Genomic DNA, 14,308 nt, shown 5'->3' on the forward strand with positions numbered 1-14,308 from the left:
TCCACCACCGATCATGAAAAAAATCATCATGACGCTGCTGCTCCTGCTTTTTGCGGGAGCAGCGGCGCGGGCGGAGGGGCGGATTGTCAGCCAGTCGCCCTACATTACCGACACCTTGCGCTCGCTCGGTCTCGAAAACCGCATTGCGGGGGTGAGCCGCTATGACGATCTTGACCTGCCGAAGACTGGCGGCGTGACCGATCCCGATCCGGCGGCCATCGCGGCGCTGCATCCCGGCTATCTCTTTCTCTCCGACTGGACAAGCCCCGATGTTTGCAAGCGAGTGACGCCGCCGGGCGCGAAGTGCGTCGTGCTGCACGGCTTCAAGAGCATGAGCGAGATTGGCGGGAACATTCGCGCCATCTGCGATGTGCTTGGCATCGAAGGCGGCGACGAGAAGGCTGCCGCGTTCGAGCGGCAGTGGCGCAAGGCGGCGGCAGAGGTCAACGGCGGCGGGCGGCGGGTGCTGATCCTGTCGAGCTGCCAGGGCAATCCGTTCTCGTTCGGCGTCAACACCTACCTGTACGACCTCTTCACGGCGGCGGGATTCAAGGTGGTCGAGGACTATCCGACGATCCGCCATGTCGCGCCGACGGAGCTGATCGGCAGCGTCTGGGAGCTGGTCGAGGAGAAAAAGCCGGAGATCGTTTTCGTGCTTCAGAAGGACGGCTACGAATGCCCTGTGCGGATTCCCGAGGGCGACTACCAGATCGTGCGCCTCGATGGGCCGCGCTTTACGTCGCCATCGCCAAAAATTCTTGACGGACTCGAAGAGCTGAAGTGGCGATTCGGGGTTCGTAACCAGAAACTGAAATCGAAATGACTATCACTACTTCCGAGCGCGAAGCGCTCTATAAAGTTATCTACAGCCGACGCGACGTGCGGGGGCAGTTTTTGCCCGATCCGGTGCCGGAAGCGGTGCTCCGCCGGGTGCTCGACGCGGCGCACCACGCGCCGAGCGTGGGCTTCATGCAGCCGTGGGACTTCGTCGTCGTCCGCGACCTTGTCGTCCGCGAGCAGATCAAGGAGGGCTTCGAGATCGCCCATGCCGAAGCCGCCAACATGTTCGAGGGCGAGAAGCGTGAGCAGTATCGAGGCTTCAAGCTCGAAGGAATTCTCGAAGCGCCGGTTGGGATTTGCGTCACCTGCGACCGGACGCGCAGCGGCGAGGTGGTGATCGGGCGCACGGCCAATCCCGAAATGGATCTCTACAGCTCGGTCTGCGCCGTGCAGAATCTCTGGCTCGCCGCGCGGGCGGAGAATCTCGGCGTCGGCTGGGTGAGCATTATCCATCACGACCGCGTCCGCGAGGCGCTCGGCATTCCCGAACACATCGTGCCGGTGGCGTGGCTCTGCATCGGCTACGTGAGCTTTTTCCACGAAACGCCGGAGCTGGAGCAGGCCGGCTGGCTGCCGCGCCTTGCGCTCGACGACCTCGTCCATCAGGAGCAATGGTGACAATTACCGCAACGCCCATGACCAACATCGCCGTACTTGGCACCGCTTCGGACGCGGGCAAGAGCATCGTCGCCACCGCGCTCTGCCGCATCTTCCGCAACGCGGGCATCGATGTCGCGCCGTTCAAGGCGCAGAACATGTCGAACAACTCCGGCGTCACGCCCGACGGCTTCGAGATGGGGCGGGCGCAGATCGTGCAGGCGCAGGCAGCGCGTGTCGCGCCTCACGCCGACATGAACCCTGTGCTGCTCAAACCCAACACCGACACCGGCGCGCAGGTCGTTTTGCAGGGGCGCGTTTGCACCGACAAGACGGCCCGCGAGTACTTTGGCGACACGCGGCGCTGGGCGGAGGCGGCCTTCGAGAGCCTCGACCGCCTCATGGCGCGGCACGAGATGATCGTGCTCGAAGGGGCCGGATCGTGCGCCGAGATGAACCTCTACGAACGCGATTTTGTCAACTTCAAGAGCGCTCGCCGCGCCGGAGCTGCGGTGATTCTCGTGGCCGACATCGATCGCGGTGGCGTGTTCGCGCAGGTCGCGGGCACGCTCGCGGTGATTCCTTCAGAGGATCGGGCGCTCGTCAAGGGCGTCATTGTCAACCGCTTCCGGGGTGATAAATCACTTTTCGAGGACGGCGCAAAAATGCTCGAATCGATGACCGGTGTACCGGTGCTTGGCGTGATTCCCTACTTCCGGGGCTTCATCATCGACGCCGAAGACGCCGTGCCGCTTTCCTCGGTGGTCGATCCGAAGCGTGATCCGTCCCCTGAAAAGATCGGCATCGCAGCGATCTACTTCCCGCACATTTCCAACTTCACCGACCTTTCGCCGCTGGAGCAGGATCCGTGCGTCGAGCTGCACTACCTGCACCATCCGAGGCCGCTCGACAGCTATAAAGCGCTCGTGCTGCCCGGCTCGAAGAATGTGCGCGGCGACCTCGAATGGCTCGAACGGATGGGGTGGCGAGAGCGGATCGAAGCGTTCCGAACGAAGGGTGGCGTGATCGTCGGACTTTGCGGCGGCTACCAGATGCTCGGCGCCTCCATCACTGATTCGCACGGCGTCGAGGGCGCTCCGGGCGCGAGCGCGGGTCTGGCGATGTTGTCGGTCGAGACGGTGCTGGAACGCGAAAAGGCGCTCTGCAACAGCATCGGCAAGCTTGCCGGAACCTCTTGCTCTGTAAGCGGTTACGAGATTCATATGGGGCGTACGACGCTCGAAGCGGGCGCGTCGCCGCTCGTCGAGGTGACGGAGCGCAACGGCGTCGCGACCGACGATTTCGACGGTGCGAAGAGCGAGGATGGGCGTGTGATGGGCACCTACTTCCACGGCTTTTTTGACCGGCCCGAACTCCGCGCCTGGTTCCTGAGTCAGCTCGACAGCGGCTACGAACCCGCCGCCGTGTCCAGCGCCACCGATCCGTTCGAGCTGCTCGCCGCGCACTTCGCGGAGAATCTCGATCTCGACGCGCTTTTCGCCATCGCCGGAATCGAAAGGGAGAAGGTATGAACCGCGATCATTTGCTGGCGCACCGCCACGGCGACCGCACGGGTAAGCTGGCGAAAGGCGGAGTGCTCGACTTCAGCGTGAACCTCGCGCCTGTCGAGCCGCCCATCCGGGAACTCTCCACGTCCATCCCGCTCGCCCCTTATCCCACGATGGACGGGCGCGGTGTCCGCGATTTTTATGCCGCCCGCTTCGGCCTCGATCCAGATTGCGTACTTGCGACCAACGGCGCTATTGAAGGCATCTACCTCGCGCCGCGAGCGCTCGGCCTGCGGCGAGTGCTGATTCCGCAGCCCTCGTTCTTCGACTACGGACGCGCCTGCCGACTCGTCGGAGCGGAGGTCGTCCCGCTTGCGTTGAACGAGGCCGACGGCTTCGCCTTCCCCGGCATAGACGCTCTGTCCACGGCGCTTGCGGGGTGCGACGCGATGATTGCCGGGAGTCCGAACAACCCGACCGGCACGCTGATTCCGAAGGAGAAGTTGTTCGCGCTGGCCTGCCGTTTTCCCGACAAGACTTTCATCATCGACGAGGCGTTCATTCAGTTCACGGAGGCGTTTCCGATGAACTCGCTCATGCCGGAAATTCGCGCGTTTCGGAACATCGTGGTGATCTATTCGCTCACCAAATTTTATGCCATCGCCGGGCTGCGGCTCGGCGCCATCGTAGCGCACCCGACGACGATCCGCCAGCTCTACGGGTACAAAGAACCGTGGACGGTCAACGCCGTTGCAGAGCACGTCGCCGGGCAACTGCTGTACTGCCGCGACTACGAGCGGGAGGTTTGCGCCATCGTGGCTGAAGGTCGCCAGCAGATTTCGGACAGCCTCGCCCAGAACTCCGCGATCACGCTTTACGGTGGTTTGGCCAACTTCTTTTTTGCATCAGTGAACGATGGCGTCAGCTTCGATGCGCTGCTCGGCTTTCTCGCCGAGCGCGGGATTCTCGTGCGGGACTGCCGGAATTTCGAGGGCGTTTCGCCCACCTTTTTCCGTTTCTGCATTCGCGCGTCCGACGAAAACCGGCGTCTCATTTCAGCTCTGAACGACTTCTCCAAGTCGTCCCAAAACGCGAAAACCGCTGTTCGGGAGGCTGTACGATGACTTTTCTGCTGATGCCTTCGGCCTTTCTGCTCGATCTTCTTTTCGGCGATCCGCAGTGGTTTCCGCACCCGGTGCGCCTGGTCGGTAAACTCGCGTCAAGCACGGAGGAGCTGTTTCGCGGCATGTCGTTTCTGCCGCTGAGGATGGCGGGCGCGCTGACGGCGGCCACGGTCATCATGGCAACTGTCGTGACAGTGCTGGCGCTTGTGGTGGCGGCGTTTCTCCTTCATCCGTTTGCTGGCGTCGTAGTGTCGGTGCTTCTGCTCTATTTCGCGATCGCGCCACGCGATCTTTACGACCACGCATCGGCGGTGAGGGATGCGCTTCGCGCAGGCGATCTTGAGCTGGCTCGCCGGAAAGTGGCGATGATGGTCGGGCGCGATACCTCATCGCTCGACGACGAAGGCGTGGCGAGAGCCGCAGTGGAGAGTGTGGCGGAAAATACGTCGGATGGCGTGACTGCACCTCTTTTTTACGGCATCCTTTTCGGCCCGGCAGGGGCGTGGCTCTACAAGGCCTCGAACACGCTCGACTCGATGTTCGGCTACCGCAACGAGCGCTACCGTGAGTTTGGGTGGGCCTCGGCGCGGTTCGACGACCTGCTCAATTATCTTCCAGCGCGGCTGACGGTTTTGGCGGTTGCGGGCGCGGCTTTTATTTTACGGCTCGATCCGGCGGCCTCGATCCGCTCGGTCAGATTGTGCGCAAAGAAGCACGAGAGTCCGAACGCGGGCTATCCCGAATCGGCCTTCGCCGGAGCGCTCGGCGTCACGCTTGGCGGTGAGCGCAGCTACGGCGGCGTCACCAAAACCGTGCCGACGCTTGGCATCCGAAGTGGCGCGATGGACGCCGCCACGATCACTCGCGCCATGCGCCTGATGTACGTTACCGCTTCAATCTTTCTCGCGGCGGGCAGCGTCATCCTTTTTATAACTGAACAGTTTACAACACCTTAAGCACGATACCATGAAACAGCAGAAAAGGGTTCTCCTCTTTACGGGCAACGGCAAGGGCAAGAGCACGGCGGCTTTCGGAATGCTCTCCCGCGCCCTCGGCCACGGCATGAAGGCGCGCGTCATCCAGTTCGTCAAGGCGCAGGAGGGCGTTGGCGAGGTGCTCTTTTTCACACGCTTCGAGGATGTCGAGTGGGATCACTATGGCAAGGGATTCCTGCCGACCAATTCTGACAGCCCGATGATGGAGAAGCACAAGCGGGCGGCAGAGTTCGGGTTCGAGGAGGCGCTCGACGCGCTGGCCTCCGACGAGTATGATTTCGTGCTACTCGACGAGGTGTGCTTCGCGCTCTCCAAGGAGATCATTCCGCTCGAACCGCTCATCGAGGCGATTGTTAACGCCAGCGACAAGATCATCGTGCTGACGGGTCGCAACGCGCCGCAGGCGCTCATTGAGCTTGCCGACACCGTGACCGAGATGCACATGGTCAAGCACGGTTACGAGCAGGGCTTGTTGTCGCAGGCTGGCGTGGAGGAGTGAGCCTGAGCGCGACGCGAAACAGAAAGGGCGGCGACGGATGCCGCCCGATGCCGGTCAAGGGTTCGCCGAAGAACCGACGCCGGGCGCTCTTGCTTGTTGCCGCCGTCCCCGTGCTCTTCGCGCTGTCGGCGATGCTCGGCCCGTCGGGTGTCGGCCTGCCGGACACCGCGACCGTGTCGGGCCGCGCGATTCTCGATCTGCGGCTCGGGCGCTTTTTCATGGGGATGCTGGTCGGCGCAGCGCTTTCGACCTCCGGCACGGTGTTTCAGGCGATTCTGCGCAATCCGCTCGCCGAACCCTACGTGCTTGGCGTGAGCGGCGGCGCGGGACTTGGCGCGGCCATGAGCATTCTCATCGGCGGCGCGTTCCTTGGCGCGGTCGGCCTGCCGCTGACCGCCTTCGCCTTTGCGCTCATCACCCTCTTCGCGGTTTACGCTATCGCCAACCAGGGGGGCGTGCCGTCGGTTTACAGCCTGATTCTCAGCGGCGTGATCGTGAGCTCGATCTGTTCGAGCGTCATCATGTTTCTCGTTTCGACCGCCGACATCGACGGGATGCACACCGTGGTGTGGTGGATGCTCGGCAATCTCCAGCCCTCCTCGTGGAGCGAGCAGCTCGTTTCGCTCCTCATCATCGCCGCCGCCTCCGGCGCGTTGTGGCTGCTCGCGCCGGCGCTGAACGTGCTGACGCTGGGCCGAGAAATGGCGCACTATCAGGGGCTCGACGCCGGGCTCGTCACCATTTCAAGCCTGCTGCTCTCGACCATGCTTGCGGCCACGGCGGTCTCGATGGGCGGGATGATCGGCTTTGTCGGCCTGATCGTGCCGCACGTCATGCGGGCAATTTTCGGTCCTGACCACCGCTGGCTGATTCCCGCCTCGGCCATCGGCGGCGGCGCGTTCCTCGTGCTCTGCGACGCACTTGCCCGAACGCTCATGGCCCCGGTCGAAATTCCGGTCGGCGTCGTCACGGCGCTGGCGGGCGGCCCCTTTTTTCTCATTGTGCTCCGCAAAAAGATGAAGTATGCCTGGATCGACTGACCGCTTGAAACCGGCCCTCGCCTTCCGGGGCGTCACCGCCGGATACAAGGCCCGCACGGTGCTGCGCAAGGTCGATTTCGAGATCGCCGAAGGGGAGTTTGTCTCGCTGATCGGCCCGAATGGCTCTGGCAAGAGCACCATACTCAAGACCGCCACCGGCCTGTTGAAGCCGCTCGAAGGGTGGGTCGAGGTGTTCGGGCGCGAGGTTTCGACGCTCAAGCCGCGCGAGCGGGCCTCGCTCATCGGTGTGGTGCCGCAGAAGCTCGAATCGCCGATGGCCTTCACGGTTGGCGAAATCGTTATGATCGGGCGCAGTGTTCGCGGGCGCTGGGGCGGGCCGGATGCCGGGGACTACGACAGCGCCGAACGGGCGATGATCTACACCAACGTGCTCGACCTCAAGGATCGCCTCTTCAACCAGCTCAGCGCGGGCGAACAGCAGCGCACGGCGCTGGCGATGGCGCTGGCGCAGGAGCCGCGCATCATCATGCTCGACGAATCGATCGCGCACCTCGACATCAACCACAGCCAGGAGGTGCTGCGCATCCTGATGAACATCAACCGCGAAGAGAAGATCACGGTGCTGCTGGTCAGCCATGACCTCAACCTCGCCGCGCAGATTGCCGACCGGCTGATGCTGATCGACAAGGGACGGCTCGTGTGCAACGGCTCGCCCGGCGAGGTGATGCAGGAGGAGTTGCTCCGGCGCGTCTATGATTGCGACCTGCGCGTGCGGCAGGATCCGTTCAGCGGCAATCCGGTGGTGAGCGGTGTGCTCGACGCGGCGCTGCGCCGACCGCCAGCGCGGAAGCGGCTGCACGTCATCAGTGGCGGCGGATCGGGCATCGAGCTGTTCCGGCGTCTTCTCATCGAAGGGTTCGACGTGACCGCCGGAGTTCTTAATCGGCTCGACTCCGATTCGGAGGCCGCCCGCGCCCTCGACATCCCCTGCGTTCTCGAACAGCCTTTCTCGGCCATCGGTGGCGACGCGCTTGCAGAGGCGCGGCAGATGGTCGAAGCGGCGGATGGCGTCGTCGCCGGACTCGTGCCTTTTGGCCCTGGCAACCTCGTCAACCTCGACCTCGCCCTTGCGGCGCAAGCGGCGGGCAAACCGGTGTGGCTGGCGGCGGGCATCGCCACGCGCGACTATACCCCCGGCAAAGCGGCGGTGGCAAAGGCCCGCGAGCTTTGCGACGGCGGCGCGGCGGAGTGGTCGAACATTCACGAACTCATGGCCCGGATCAAAGAGACCTGGCCGCAACCAGAGGCGCAGCAGTGATATGAAGCAGTACCCGTTCAGGCTCGGCACCTCGTCCTACATCATTCCGGACGACATTCTGCCCAACATGCACTACCTCGTGGGCAAGGTGGAGGACGTCGAACTCGTGCTCTTCGAGTCCGACGAATTCAGCAACCTTCCCTCGCCGGAGGTGATCGCGGAGCTTGTCGGGCTGGCTGCGGAGCACGGCCTCACCTATTCGGTGCACCTGCCGCTCGACGTCTATCTCGGTAACCCCGACCGCGTGGAGCGTGAGCGCTCGGTGGGCAAGTACCGCAGGATTATCGATCTTACCGAAGCGCTGCCGAAGTCTGCCTTCGTGATGCACTTCGAGGCGGGCAAGGGGGTGGATATCAACGATTTTTCCGACGCGGAACGAGCGCTTTTTGTGGAAAGCCTCGCCGACTCCGCGCGGATGCTTCTCGGCGGCTGCGGTTATCCCGCCAGCATGTTCTGCGCCGAAAACCTGAACTACCCCTTCGAGCTTGTCTGGCCGGTGATCGAGCAGTTCGGCTTCTCGGTAACGCTCGACGTCGGCCACCTTGAATATTACGGCTTCCCGACTGCCGACTACCTCGACCGCTATCTATCGCGCACCAGAGTCTTGCACATGCACGGCACCACGGAAGGCCGCGACCACAACTCGCTCGCGTACATGCGCCCTGAAGCGCTCGACCTGGTGGTCGAAGCGTTGCGCAAGGCGGAGGGCGAAGCGAAGGTGTTCACGTTGGAGATATTCTCGGAGGCCGATTTTCTGTCGTCTGTCGAGACGCTTGAACGATTTTCATCATGATCCGAACCATCGCTGATTCATCAAACCCAATTCAATCGAGCCCATGCCTGAAGTAATTTATGTGACCGGCGGAGCACGGAGCGGGAAGAGCAGTTATGCGCTTCGGCTTGCGGAACCCTACGAGTGCCGGGTCTTTCTGGCCACCGCCGAGGCGTTCGATGGCGAGATGCAACGGCGCATCGACAAGCACAAGGAGGAGCGCGAGGGGCAGTTCACCACCGTCGAGGAGCCGCTTTTCATCGACCGCGCTTTGCGCAATCTCCCGGAAGGAACCGGCGTGGTACTGCTCGATTGCCTGACCGTGTGGCTGGGCAACATGATGCACCACCTCGGCGCGGAGTCGGCAATTGCTGAACGGATCGACGCACTGCTCGACGTCCTCAAAGAGCCGCCGTGCGACATCATCCTCGTCTCCAACGAGGTCGGCATGGGCATCGTGCCGGAAAACGCGATGGCCCGAGAGTTTCGCGACCTGGCCGGAACGCTCAACCGCAAGGTGGCCGAACGCGCCACGCAGGCGTACCTGCTGTGCAGTGGTTTGCCGCTTGTGCTCAAAAATATTCATTCGTAACCATCAAACTGTACCATCCATGAACGACCGTTTTCAGCAGCTTCTCGCCTCCATCAAGCCTGTCGATATGTCGCTTTCGGGCGCGATTCAGGCTCATCTCGATGATCTCACCAAACCTCAGGGGAGCCTTGGGCGGCTCGAAGAGATTGCCATGAAATATTGCATCGCCACCGGCACGACAAAGCCTTCGCTGTCCAAAAAGAAGGTGTTTTGCTTCGCGGGCGATCATGGCGTGGCAGCCGAGGGCGTGTCGGCCTATCCCGCCGAGGTGACGCCGCAGATGGTTTATAACATGCTTGGCGGCGGGGCAGCCATCAACGTGCTGTCGCGGCATGCCGGGGCCGATCTCGAAATTGTCGATATGGGGGTGAATCACGACTTCGCGGAGCATCCGATGCTGCGCCGCTGCAAGGTAAAGCATGGTTCGGCGAACATAGCCGAAGGCCCGGCGATGAGTGTCGATGAAACCCTGCAGGCGATCATGAGCGGCGCGGAGCTGGCCATCGAGGCGCGCGAGCAGGGGTACGAATTGCTCGCGACGGGCGAGATGGGTATCGCTAACACGACGCCCGCAACGGCGCTCTACTCGGTGCTGCTCGATATGCCGGTGAACGCAATCACCGGGCGTGGCACTGGCATCGACCACGAGCGGCTCCATCACAAGATCGCGGTGATCGAGAAGGCGATCGAGGTCAATCGCAAGAGCCTCGCCACCCCGCTTGAAGTGCTGGCGGCGCTGGGTGGCTTCGAGATTGCGGGCATCTGCGGGCTGATTCTCGGCGCGGCGTCGGTTGGAATGCCGGTGGTCGTCGATGGTTTTATCTCCAGCTCGGCGGCGGTCTGCGCCATCAAGCTTTCGTGCAAGGTGAGCGACTACCTCTTTTTCAGCCACCTCTCGAACGAGCAGGGGCACCGCGCGGTGATGCAGAAGCTCGGCGCGAGGCCGATCCTCGACCTCGATTTGCGGCTCGGTGAGGGCACCGGCGCGGCGATGGTGATGCAGGTGATCGAGGCGGCGGTGAAAATCTGCAACGAAATGGCTACCTTCAGTTCGGCGGGAGTTTCCGGCAAAAACGACTGAGAACATGGACTCTTTTCTCGAAATACAGCGCCAGCGGGCCGACAACGACAGCAAGTTCATCGACTGCAACGGCTTTCGCGTGCACTACAAACTCTATGGCAGCGGCAAGCCTCCGTTTATCGTGCTACTGCATGGCAGCTTTCTGAGCATTCGTTCGTGGCGCGACGTGGCGGTTCCGCTCGCCGAGAACGCGACCGTGCTCGTGTTCGATCGCCCGGCCTTCGGGCTGACTTCGCGCCCGGTGCCGTCCCGATCCAACGAGGCGCGATACAGCCCCGAAGCGCAGAGCGACCTCGTCGTGGCGCTGATGGACAAGCTCGGCATGGATCGTGCGGTGCTGGTGGGTAACTCCACCGGCGGCACGCTGGCGCTGCTGACGGCGTTGCGCCATCCGAAGCGCGTGCAGGGCCTCGTGCTTGTCGGCGCGATGATCTACAGCGGCTACGCCAACAGCGAGGTCCCCGCCGTGATGAAGCCCTTCATGAAAGCGATGTCGCCGGCGTTTTCGCGGTTGATGAAGTTCATTATCACCAAGCTTTACGACAAAAACATCCGGGGATTCTGGCACGTCAAGTCGCGCCTGTCGGACGAGACGCTTGCCGCGTTCCGGAGCGATCTGATGGTGGGCGACTGGTCGCGCGGCTTCTGGGAGCTGTTCCTCGAAACGCACCGCCTCCATTTCGACAAGCGCGTGGCTTCGGTCTCGACCCCATCGCTTGTGGTGACGGGCGAGTACGATCTTACCGTCAAGACCGGGGAGAGTTTCCGGCTGGCTAAAGAGTTGCCGAGGGCGGAGCTGCTTGTGATTCCTGATTGCGCCCATCTGCCGCAGGAGGAGAAGCCGTGCGAGTTCGTCGACGGCGTGCGCGCTTTTGTCGGGAGGCTCGCCTGATGGTGCGCGGCCTGGTGACCGCGCTCCGCACGCTGACCATTCTGCCTGTGCCTGGTCGGGAGGCCGAGCGATACAGCGACTCGCTCTACTGGTTTCCGCTCGCCGGTCTGTTGATCGGAACGCTCGAAACGCTGCTTGCTCGCTTGGGGGTGCTCGCCGGGTGGTACGAAATGGCTGCGATGCTTGCGCTTGGCGGCGGCATCATCTTCACGCGGGGATTGCACGCCGATGGCCTCGCCGACTTTGCCGACGGCTTTTTCGGCGGGCGCAACCGCGAGGCGTCGCTGCGCATCATGAAAGACCCCAACGTCGGCTCCTTCGGTTCGCTGGCGCTGATTTTCGTGATGCTCTTCAAATTTGTCTGCCTCCTCGAACTGGTTCGGTACCAGGCGTTCGGCACGATGATGGCTGGCGTGCTGCTTGCCCGCATGGGGCAGGTTCTGCTCGCTTCGTCGCTGCCCTATGCGCGGGCTGAAGGCGGCACGGCGACCGCCTTCGTTGAGGGCGCGGGATGGCAGCATCTTGTTGTTGCGATCGCCTCGGCATTTGTGCTCTTGCTCTATCCGACAGGCTTCGGTTGGCAACGGGCGCTTTTTCTGATTGCGAGCGCCGTCGCCTCGACGCTCGCGCTCGGCCTTCTGAGCCGCCGCAAGATCGGCGGCGTCACCGGCGACGTGCTCGGCGCGTGCAGCGAACTGACCGAGGCGTTCGTCTGGTTCGCCGCCGTGCTCTCGATTCGCTTTCCCGTTTTCGACATGACGTGAGCGCCGGGCAGTCGCGGCGGCGCTTTTCGCCGGAGCGTTGCTATTCAGCAGGCAGATGGTTATTATGGGGGCGCATTATTCATTTCAATTCTAAGCAGATATTTCTATGAGCAGCGATTTGATCGTGACGTTTGGCGGCGGCAAGAAGGTCAATGCCGATTTCAGGGGATTCACCATCAAGACCGACCAGTCGGTGATGGCTGGTGGCGAAGGTTCCGCGCCTGAACCGTTCACCCTTTTCCTCGCCTCGATTGGCACCTGCGCGGGTATTTTCGTTTTATCCTTCTGCCAGAGCCGCGGCATTCCGACCGATGGCATCAGGGTTGTCCAGAGCCACGAGCCGAGACCCGACGGACATGGTATCGGCAAGATCACCATCACCATCGAGCTGCCCCCCGATTTCCCTGAAAAGTACAAGGGTGCGGTGATCAACGCGGCCAATCTCTGCACGGTCAAAAAGCATATCATGGAACCTCCGGCCTTCGAGGTCAAGACCGAAACCGTCGGTTCCTGATCGTTTTGCCGTTTATCGATCATTGATTTTTTTCCGTTGGAACCAGCTTCTGGTTTATCTGCCGGGAGCGGATTCCCGTTTCAAATGACACTCCGCTATGAAAAACTCTCGCGCTGGCAGACCGCTTCAGAGCCGCTCTGTCGAAGAGATTCCCGGCGTCACCTGCTTTCTGCCCGAAGGCGTTCCTCCATCGCGGCTCCAGAACGTCGTGCTTTCGGTCGATGAGGTCGAGGCGTTGCGGCTTGCCGATCTCGAAGGGATGTACCATGCCGCCGCCGCTGACAAGATGAAGGTCTCGCGCCAGACCTTTGGCCGCATTATCAAGTCGGCTCGCAAGAAGGTGGCCGATGCGCTGGTCGGAGGCAAGACCATCTGCATCGAGGGGGGAAAGATCACCGGCAGCTGCTTGACCGGCGAGTCGGAGGAGCCTGCCGTCTGCATCTGCCTGCATTGCGGCTACGAACAGCCGCACGTGCCAGGCGTGCCCTGCCGGACGGCGAACTGCCCGCATTGCGGCAAGATGCTGATTCGCAAGGGGAGGCACAGCAGTGTCGATTGAAAGGTCAATGGATTTTTCAGTTCTGCCGACGCCGCGTATCCATTTCGGTGTGGGCACGCTCTCGAAACTTCCGGCTCTCGCCGCCGCGTATGGGCGGAACCTGCTGCTTGTTACGGGCCGCCAGACGTTGCGGCGCTCAGTTGCGGCGTTGGGACTTCTCGATGAACTCAGCCGCGTCGGCTTGGAGATTGCCTGTCTCGAGGTCGAGCGCGAGCCGTCGCCGGAGCTGATCGACGAGGCGGTGTCGCTTGGTCGCGACAAGCCGTTCGACGTCGTTGTGGCCATCGGCGGTGGCAGCGCCGTGGATGCCGGAAAGGCGATCTCGGCGATGCTGCTTCAGCGCGAGCAGGTCGAGCGTTTCATCGAGGGACAGCCCGGTTTCACGCCCCACGACGGGCGCAAGGTTCCCTTTATCGCTGTGCCGACCACCTCCGGTACGGGCACCGAGGCGACGAGCAACGCCGTCATCAGCCGCGTTGGGCCGGGTGGCTACAAGCGCTCGCTGCGCCATCCGGCTTTCGTGCCGAATGAGGCCGTCATCGATCCCGCGCTCATGACTTCCGCGCCGCAGGAGCTGACCGCTTCGTCCGGCATGGACGCTTTTACCCAACTTCTCGAAGCCTACCTCTCGCCCTTCGCCAGCGCCTACACCGACGCCATTTCATGCAGCGGTCTGGAGCGCTTCAGCCGCTCGTTCGAGCTGGCCTGCGGCAATGGCGCAGGCGATGTAGCCGTCCGCGCCGACATGGCCTACGCGGCGCTGATGTCAGGCATTGCGCTCGCAAATGCGGGCCTCGGGATTGTGCACGGCTTCGCCTCGTCGGTCGGCGGCCTCTTCGACATTCCGCACGGCACCCTCTGCGCGACGCTGCTCGCCGAAGCGACGCGCGAGAACATCCGCCGGCTCCGCGCCTCGGAAGGCGGCGAACCGGGCTTGCGGAAGTTCGCCACAGCCAGCAGCATCCTGAACGGCGCCACGACCGGCAATATCACGGACGACTGTGACCGCCTTGTCGAGCTGCTCGAAGAGTGGCAAAAGCGTTTTGCTTTTCCGCGTCTCGGCGAGTTCGGCGTGAGCGAGAGCGATTTCGCGGAGATTATTGCTGCCACCCGAAGCAAGAGTAACGCTGCGCCGCTCGATGCAGAGTCGATGCGAAGAATTCTCATGGCAAGGGTGTGAGTGGTTGATAGTGTAAGGTAGGGAAGGGGAATGAAAATTTTGAGGATCATTCCCCGCGAATTCCTTGGTGAC

General features: G+C 62.5%; 16 protein-coding genes. All 16 read left to right on the forward strand.

Translation table 11 applies throughout. The annotated features are described in order from the left end of the window. The first annotated feature begins 13 nt into the window (after nucleotides 1-13). The 16 genes from NY406_RS03825 to NY406_RS03900 all read left to right on the forward strand — a co-directional run bounded on the left by NY406_RS03825 (nucleotide 14) and on the right by NY406_RS03900 (nucleotide 14,236). Complete coding sequence (locus tag NY406_RS03825; protein ID WP_260633416.1) at nucleotides 14-823, forward strand: ABC transporter substrate-binding protein; 810 nt, start codon at nucleotides 14-16, stop codon at nucleotides 821-823. Next, nucleotides 820-1,458, forward strand: a complete 639-nt coding sequence (gene bluB / locus NY406_RS03830; RefSeq protein WP_260633417.1) for a 5,6-dimethylbenzimidazole synthase — start codon at nucleotides 820-822, stop codon at nucleotides 1,456-1,458. The genes NY406_RS03825 and bluB overlap by 4 nt, the downstream gene beginning before the upstream one ends. Further along, nucleotides 1,452-2,969, forward strand: coding sequence for a cobyric acid synthase (locus NY406_RS03835; RefSeq protein WP_260633418.1), 1,518 nt, complete (start codon nucleotides 1,452-1,454; stop codon nucleotides 2,967-2,969). Before bluB ends, NY406_RS03835 begins: the two co-directional genes overlap by 7 nt. Next, on the forward strand, nucleotides 2,966-4,069 hold the full coding sequence (cobD, locus tag NY406_RS03840; protein WP_260633419.1) for a threonine-phosphate decarboxylase CobD: 1,104 nt from the start codon (nucleotides 2,966-2,968) through the stop codon (nucleotides 4,067-4,069). Before NY406_RS03835 ends, cobD begins: the two co-directional genes overlap by 4 nt. After that, the gene (gene cbiB, locus NY406_RS03845) at nucleotides 4,066-5,025 is read left to right on the forward strand and encodes an adenosylcobinamide-phosphate synthase CbiB (protein ID WP_260633420.1); all 960 of its coding nucleotides are present in this window, start codon (nucleotides 4,066-4,068) and stop codon (nucleotides 5,023-5,025) included. Before cobD ends, cbiB begins: the two co-directional genes overlap by 4 nt. Before the next feature lie 10 nt (nucleotides 5,026-5,035). Beyond that, nucleotides 5,036-5,563 (forward strand): cob(I)yrinic acid a,c-diamide adenosyltransferase, encoded by a 528-nt coding sequence (locus NY406_RS03850; RefSeq protein ID WP_260633421.1) that lies wholly within the window; start codon nucleotides 5,036-5,038, stop codon nucleotides 5,561-5,563. A gap of 47 nt (nucleotides 5,564-5,610) precedes the next feature. Continuing rightward, on the forward strand, nucleotides 5,611-6,603 hold the full coding sequence (locus NY406_RS03855; RefSeq protein ID WP_260633740.1) for a FecCD family ABC transporter permease: 993 nt from the start codon (nucleotides 5,611-5,613) through the stop codon (nucleotides 6,601-6,603). Further along, nucleotides 6,587-7,882 carry an ABC transporter ATP-binding protein gene (locus NY406_RS03860; RefSeq protein WP_260633422.1) on the forward strand — a complete coding sequence of 432 codons (1,296 nt, stop codon included), beginning with the start codon at nucleotides 6,587-6,589 and terminating at the stop codon, nucleotides 7,880-7,882. The genes NY406_RS03855 and NY406_RS03860 overlap by 17 nt, the downstream gene beginning before the upstream one ends. A gap of 1 nt (nucleotide 7,883) precedes the next feature. Beyond that, nucleotides 7,884-8,675: a cobamide remodeling phosphodiesterase CbiR gene (gene cbiR / locus NY406_RS03865; RefSeq protein WP_260633423.1), complete on the forward strand. Its 792-nt coding sequence runs from the start codon at nucleotides 7,884-7,886 to the stop codon at nucleotides 8,673-8,675. A 43-nt stretch (nucleotides 8,676-8,718) separates the two neighbouring features. Continuing rightward, the gene (cobU, locus tag NY406_RS03870) at nucleotides 8,719-9,246 is read left to right on the forward strand and encodes a bifunctional adenosylcobinamide kinase/adenosylcobinamide-phosphate guanylyltransferase (RefSeq protein ID WP_260633424.1); all 528 of its coding nucleotides are present in this window, start codon (nucleotides 8,719-8,721) and stop codon (nucleotides 9,244-9,246) included. A 19-nt stretch (nucleotides 9,247-9,265) separates the two neighbouring features. Beyond that, complete coding sequence (cobT, locus tag NY406_RS03875) at nucleotides 9,266-10,327, forward strand: nicotinate-nucleotide--dimethylbenzimidazole phosphoribosyltransferase (RefSeq protein ID WP_260633425.1); 1,062 nt, start codon at nucleotides 9,266-9,268, stop codon at nucleotides 10,325-10,327. 4 nt (nucleotides 10,328-10,331) lie between these two features. After that, entirely contained in the window at nucleotides 10,332-11,219 is an 888-nt protein-coding gene (locus NY406_RS03880) for an alpha/beta fold hydrolase (RefSeq protein WP_260633426.1), read from the forward strand. Then, nucleotides 11,219-11,983 (forward strand): adenosylcobinamide-GDP ribazoletransferase, encoded by a 765-nt coding sequence (cobS, locus tag NY406_RS03885; protein ID WP_260633427.1) that lies wholly within the window; start codon nucleotides 11,219-11,221, stop codon nucleotides 11,981-11,983. Before NY406_RS03880 ends, cobS begins: the two co-directional genes overlap by 1 nt. Nucleotides 11,984-12,089: 106 nt before the next feature. Continuing rightward, nucleotides 12,090-12,497, forward strand: coding sequence for an OsmC family protein (locus tag NY406_RS03890; RefSeq protein ID WP_260633428.1), 408 nt, complete (start codon nucleotides 12,090-12,092; stop codon nucleotides 12,495-12,497). 97 nt (nucleotides 12,498-12,594) lie between these two features. Then, nucleotides 12,595-13,056: a DUF134 domain-containing protein gene (locus NY406_RS03895; protein WP_260633429.1), complete on the forward strand. Its 462-nt coding sequence runs from the start codon at nucleotides 12,595-12,597 to the stop codon at nucleotides 13,054-13,056. Between the two features lie 7 nt (nucleotides 13,057-13,063). Further along, nucleotides 13,064-14,236 (forward strand): iron-containing alcohol dehydrogenase, encoded by a 1,173-nt coding sequence (locus tag NY406_RS03900; RefSeq protein WP_260633430.1) that lies wholly within the window; start codon nucleotides 13,064-13,066, stop codon nucleotides 14,234-14,236. Nucleotides 14,237-14,308: the final 72 nt, after the last annotated feature.

Origin of the sequence: Chlorobaculum sp. MV4-Y (genome assembly GCF_025244685.1) — a bacterium.
Classification (GTDB): domain Bacteria; phylum Bacteroidota; class Chlorobiia; order Chlorobiales; family Chlorobiaceae; genus Chlorobaculum.

Excerpts from the sequence above, each read along its gene's own strand:
- NY406_RS03825 (WP_260633416.1), top strand. The coding sequence starts at position 14 with ATGAAAAAAATCATCATGACGCTGCTGCTCCTGCTTTTTGCGGGAGCA.
- bluB (WP_260633417.1), top strand. The coding sequence starts at position 820 with ATGACTATCACTACTTCCGAGCGCGAAGCGCTCTATAAAGTTATCTAC.
- NY406_RS03835 (WP_260633418.1), top strand. The coding sequence starts at position 1,452 with ATGGTGACAATTACCGCAACGCCCATGACCAACATCGCCGTACTTGGC.
- cobD (WP_260633419.1), top strand. The coding sequence starts at position 2,966 with ATGAACCGCGATCATTTGCTGGCGCACCGCCACGGCGACCGCACGGGT.
- cbiB (WP_260633420.1), top strand. The coding sequence starts at position 4,066 with ATGACTTTTCTGCTGATGCCTTCGGCCTTTCTGCTCGATCTTCTTTTC.
- NY406_RS03850 (WP_260633421.1), top strand. The coding sequence starts at position 5,036 with ATGAAACAGCAGAAAAGGGTTCTCCTCTTTACGGGCAACGGCAAGGGC.
- NY406_RS03855 (WP_260633740.1), top strand. The coding sequence starts at position 5,611 with ATGCCGGTCAAGGGTTCGCCGAAGAACCGACGCCGGGCGCTCTTGCTT.
- NY406_RS03860 (WP_260633422.1), top strand. The coding sequence starts at position 6,587 with ATGCCTGGATCGACTGACCGCTTGAAACCGGCCCTCGCCTTCCGGGGC.
- cbiR (WP_260633423.1), top strand. The coding sequence starts at position 7,884 with ATGAAGCAGTACCCGTTCAGGCTCGGCACCTCGTCCTACATCATTCCG.
- cobU (WP_260633424.1), top strand. The coding sequence starts at position 8,719 with ATGCCTGAAGTAATTTATGTGACCGGCGGAGCACGGAGCGGGAAGAGC.
- cobT (WP_260633425.1), top strand. The coding sequence starts at position 9,266 with ATGAACGACCGTTTTCAGCAGCTTCTCGCCTCCATCAAGCCTGTCGAT.
- NY406_RS03880 (WP_260633426.1), top strand. The coding sequence starts at position 10,332 with ATGGACTCTTTTCTCGAAATACAGCGCCAGCGGGCCGACAACGACAGC.
- cobS (WP_260633427.1), top strand. The coding sequence starts at position 11,219 with ATGGTGCGCGGCCTGGTGACCGCGCTCCGCACGCTGACCATTCTGCCT.
- NY406_RS03890 (WP_260633428.1), top strand. The coding sequence starts at position 12,090 with ATGAGCAGCGATTTGATCGTGACGTTTGGCGGCGGCAAGAAGGTCAAT.
- NY406_RS03895 (WP_260633429.1), top strand. The coding sequence starts at position 12,595 with ATGAAAAACTCTCGCGCTGGCAGACCGCTTCAGAGCCGCTCTGTCGAA.
- NY406_RS03900 (WP_260633430.1), top strand. The coding sequence starts at position 13,064 with ATGGATTTTTCAGTTCTGCCGACGCCGCGTATCCATTTCGGTGTGGGC.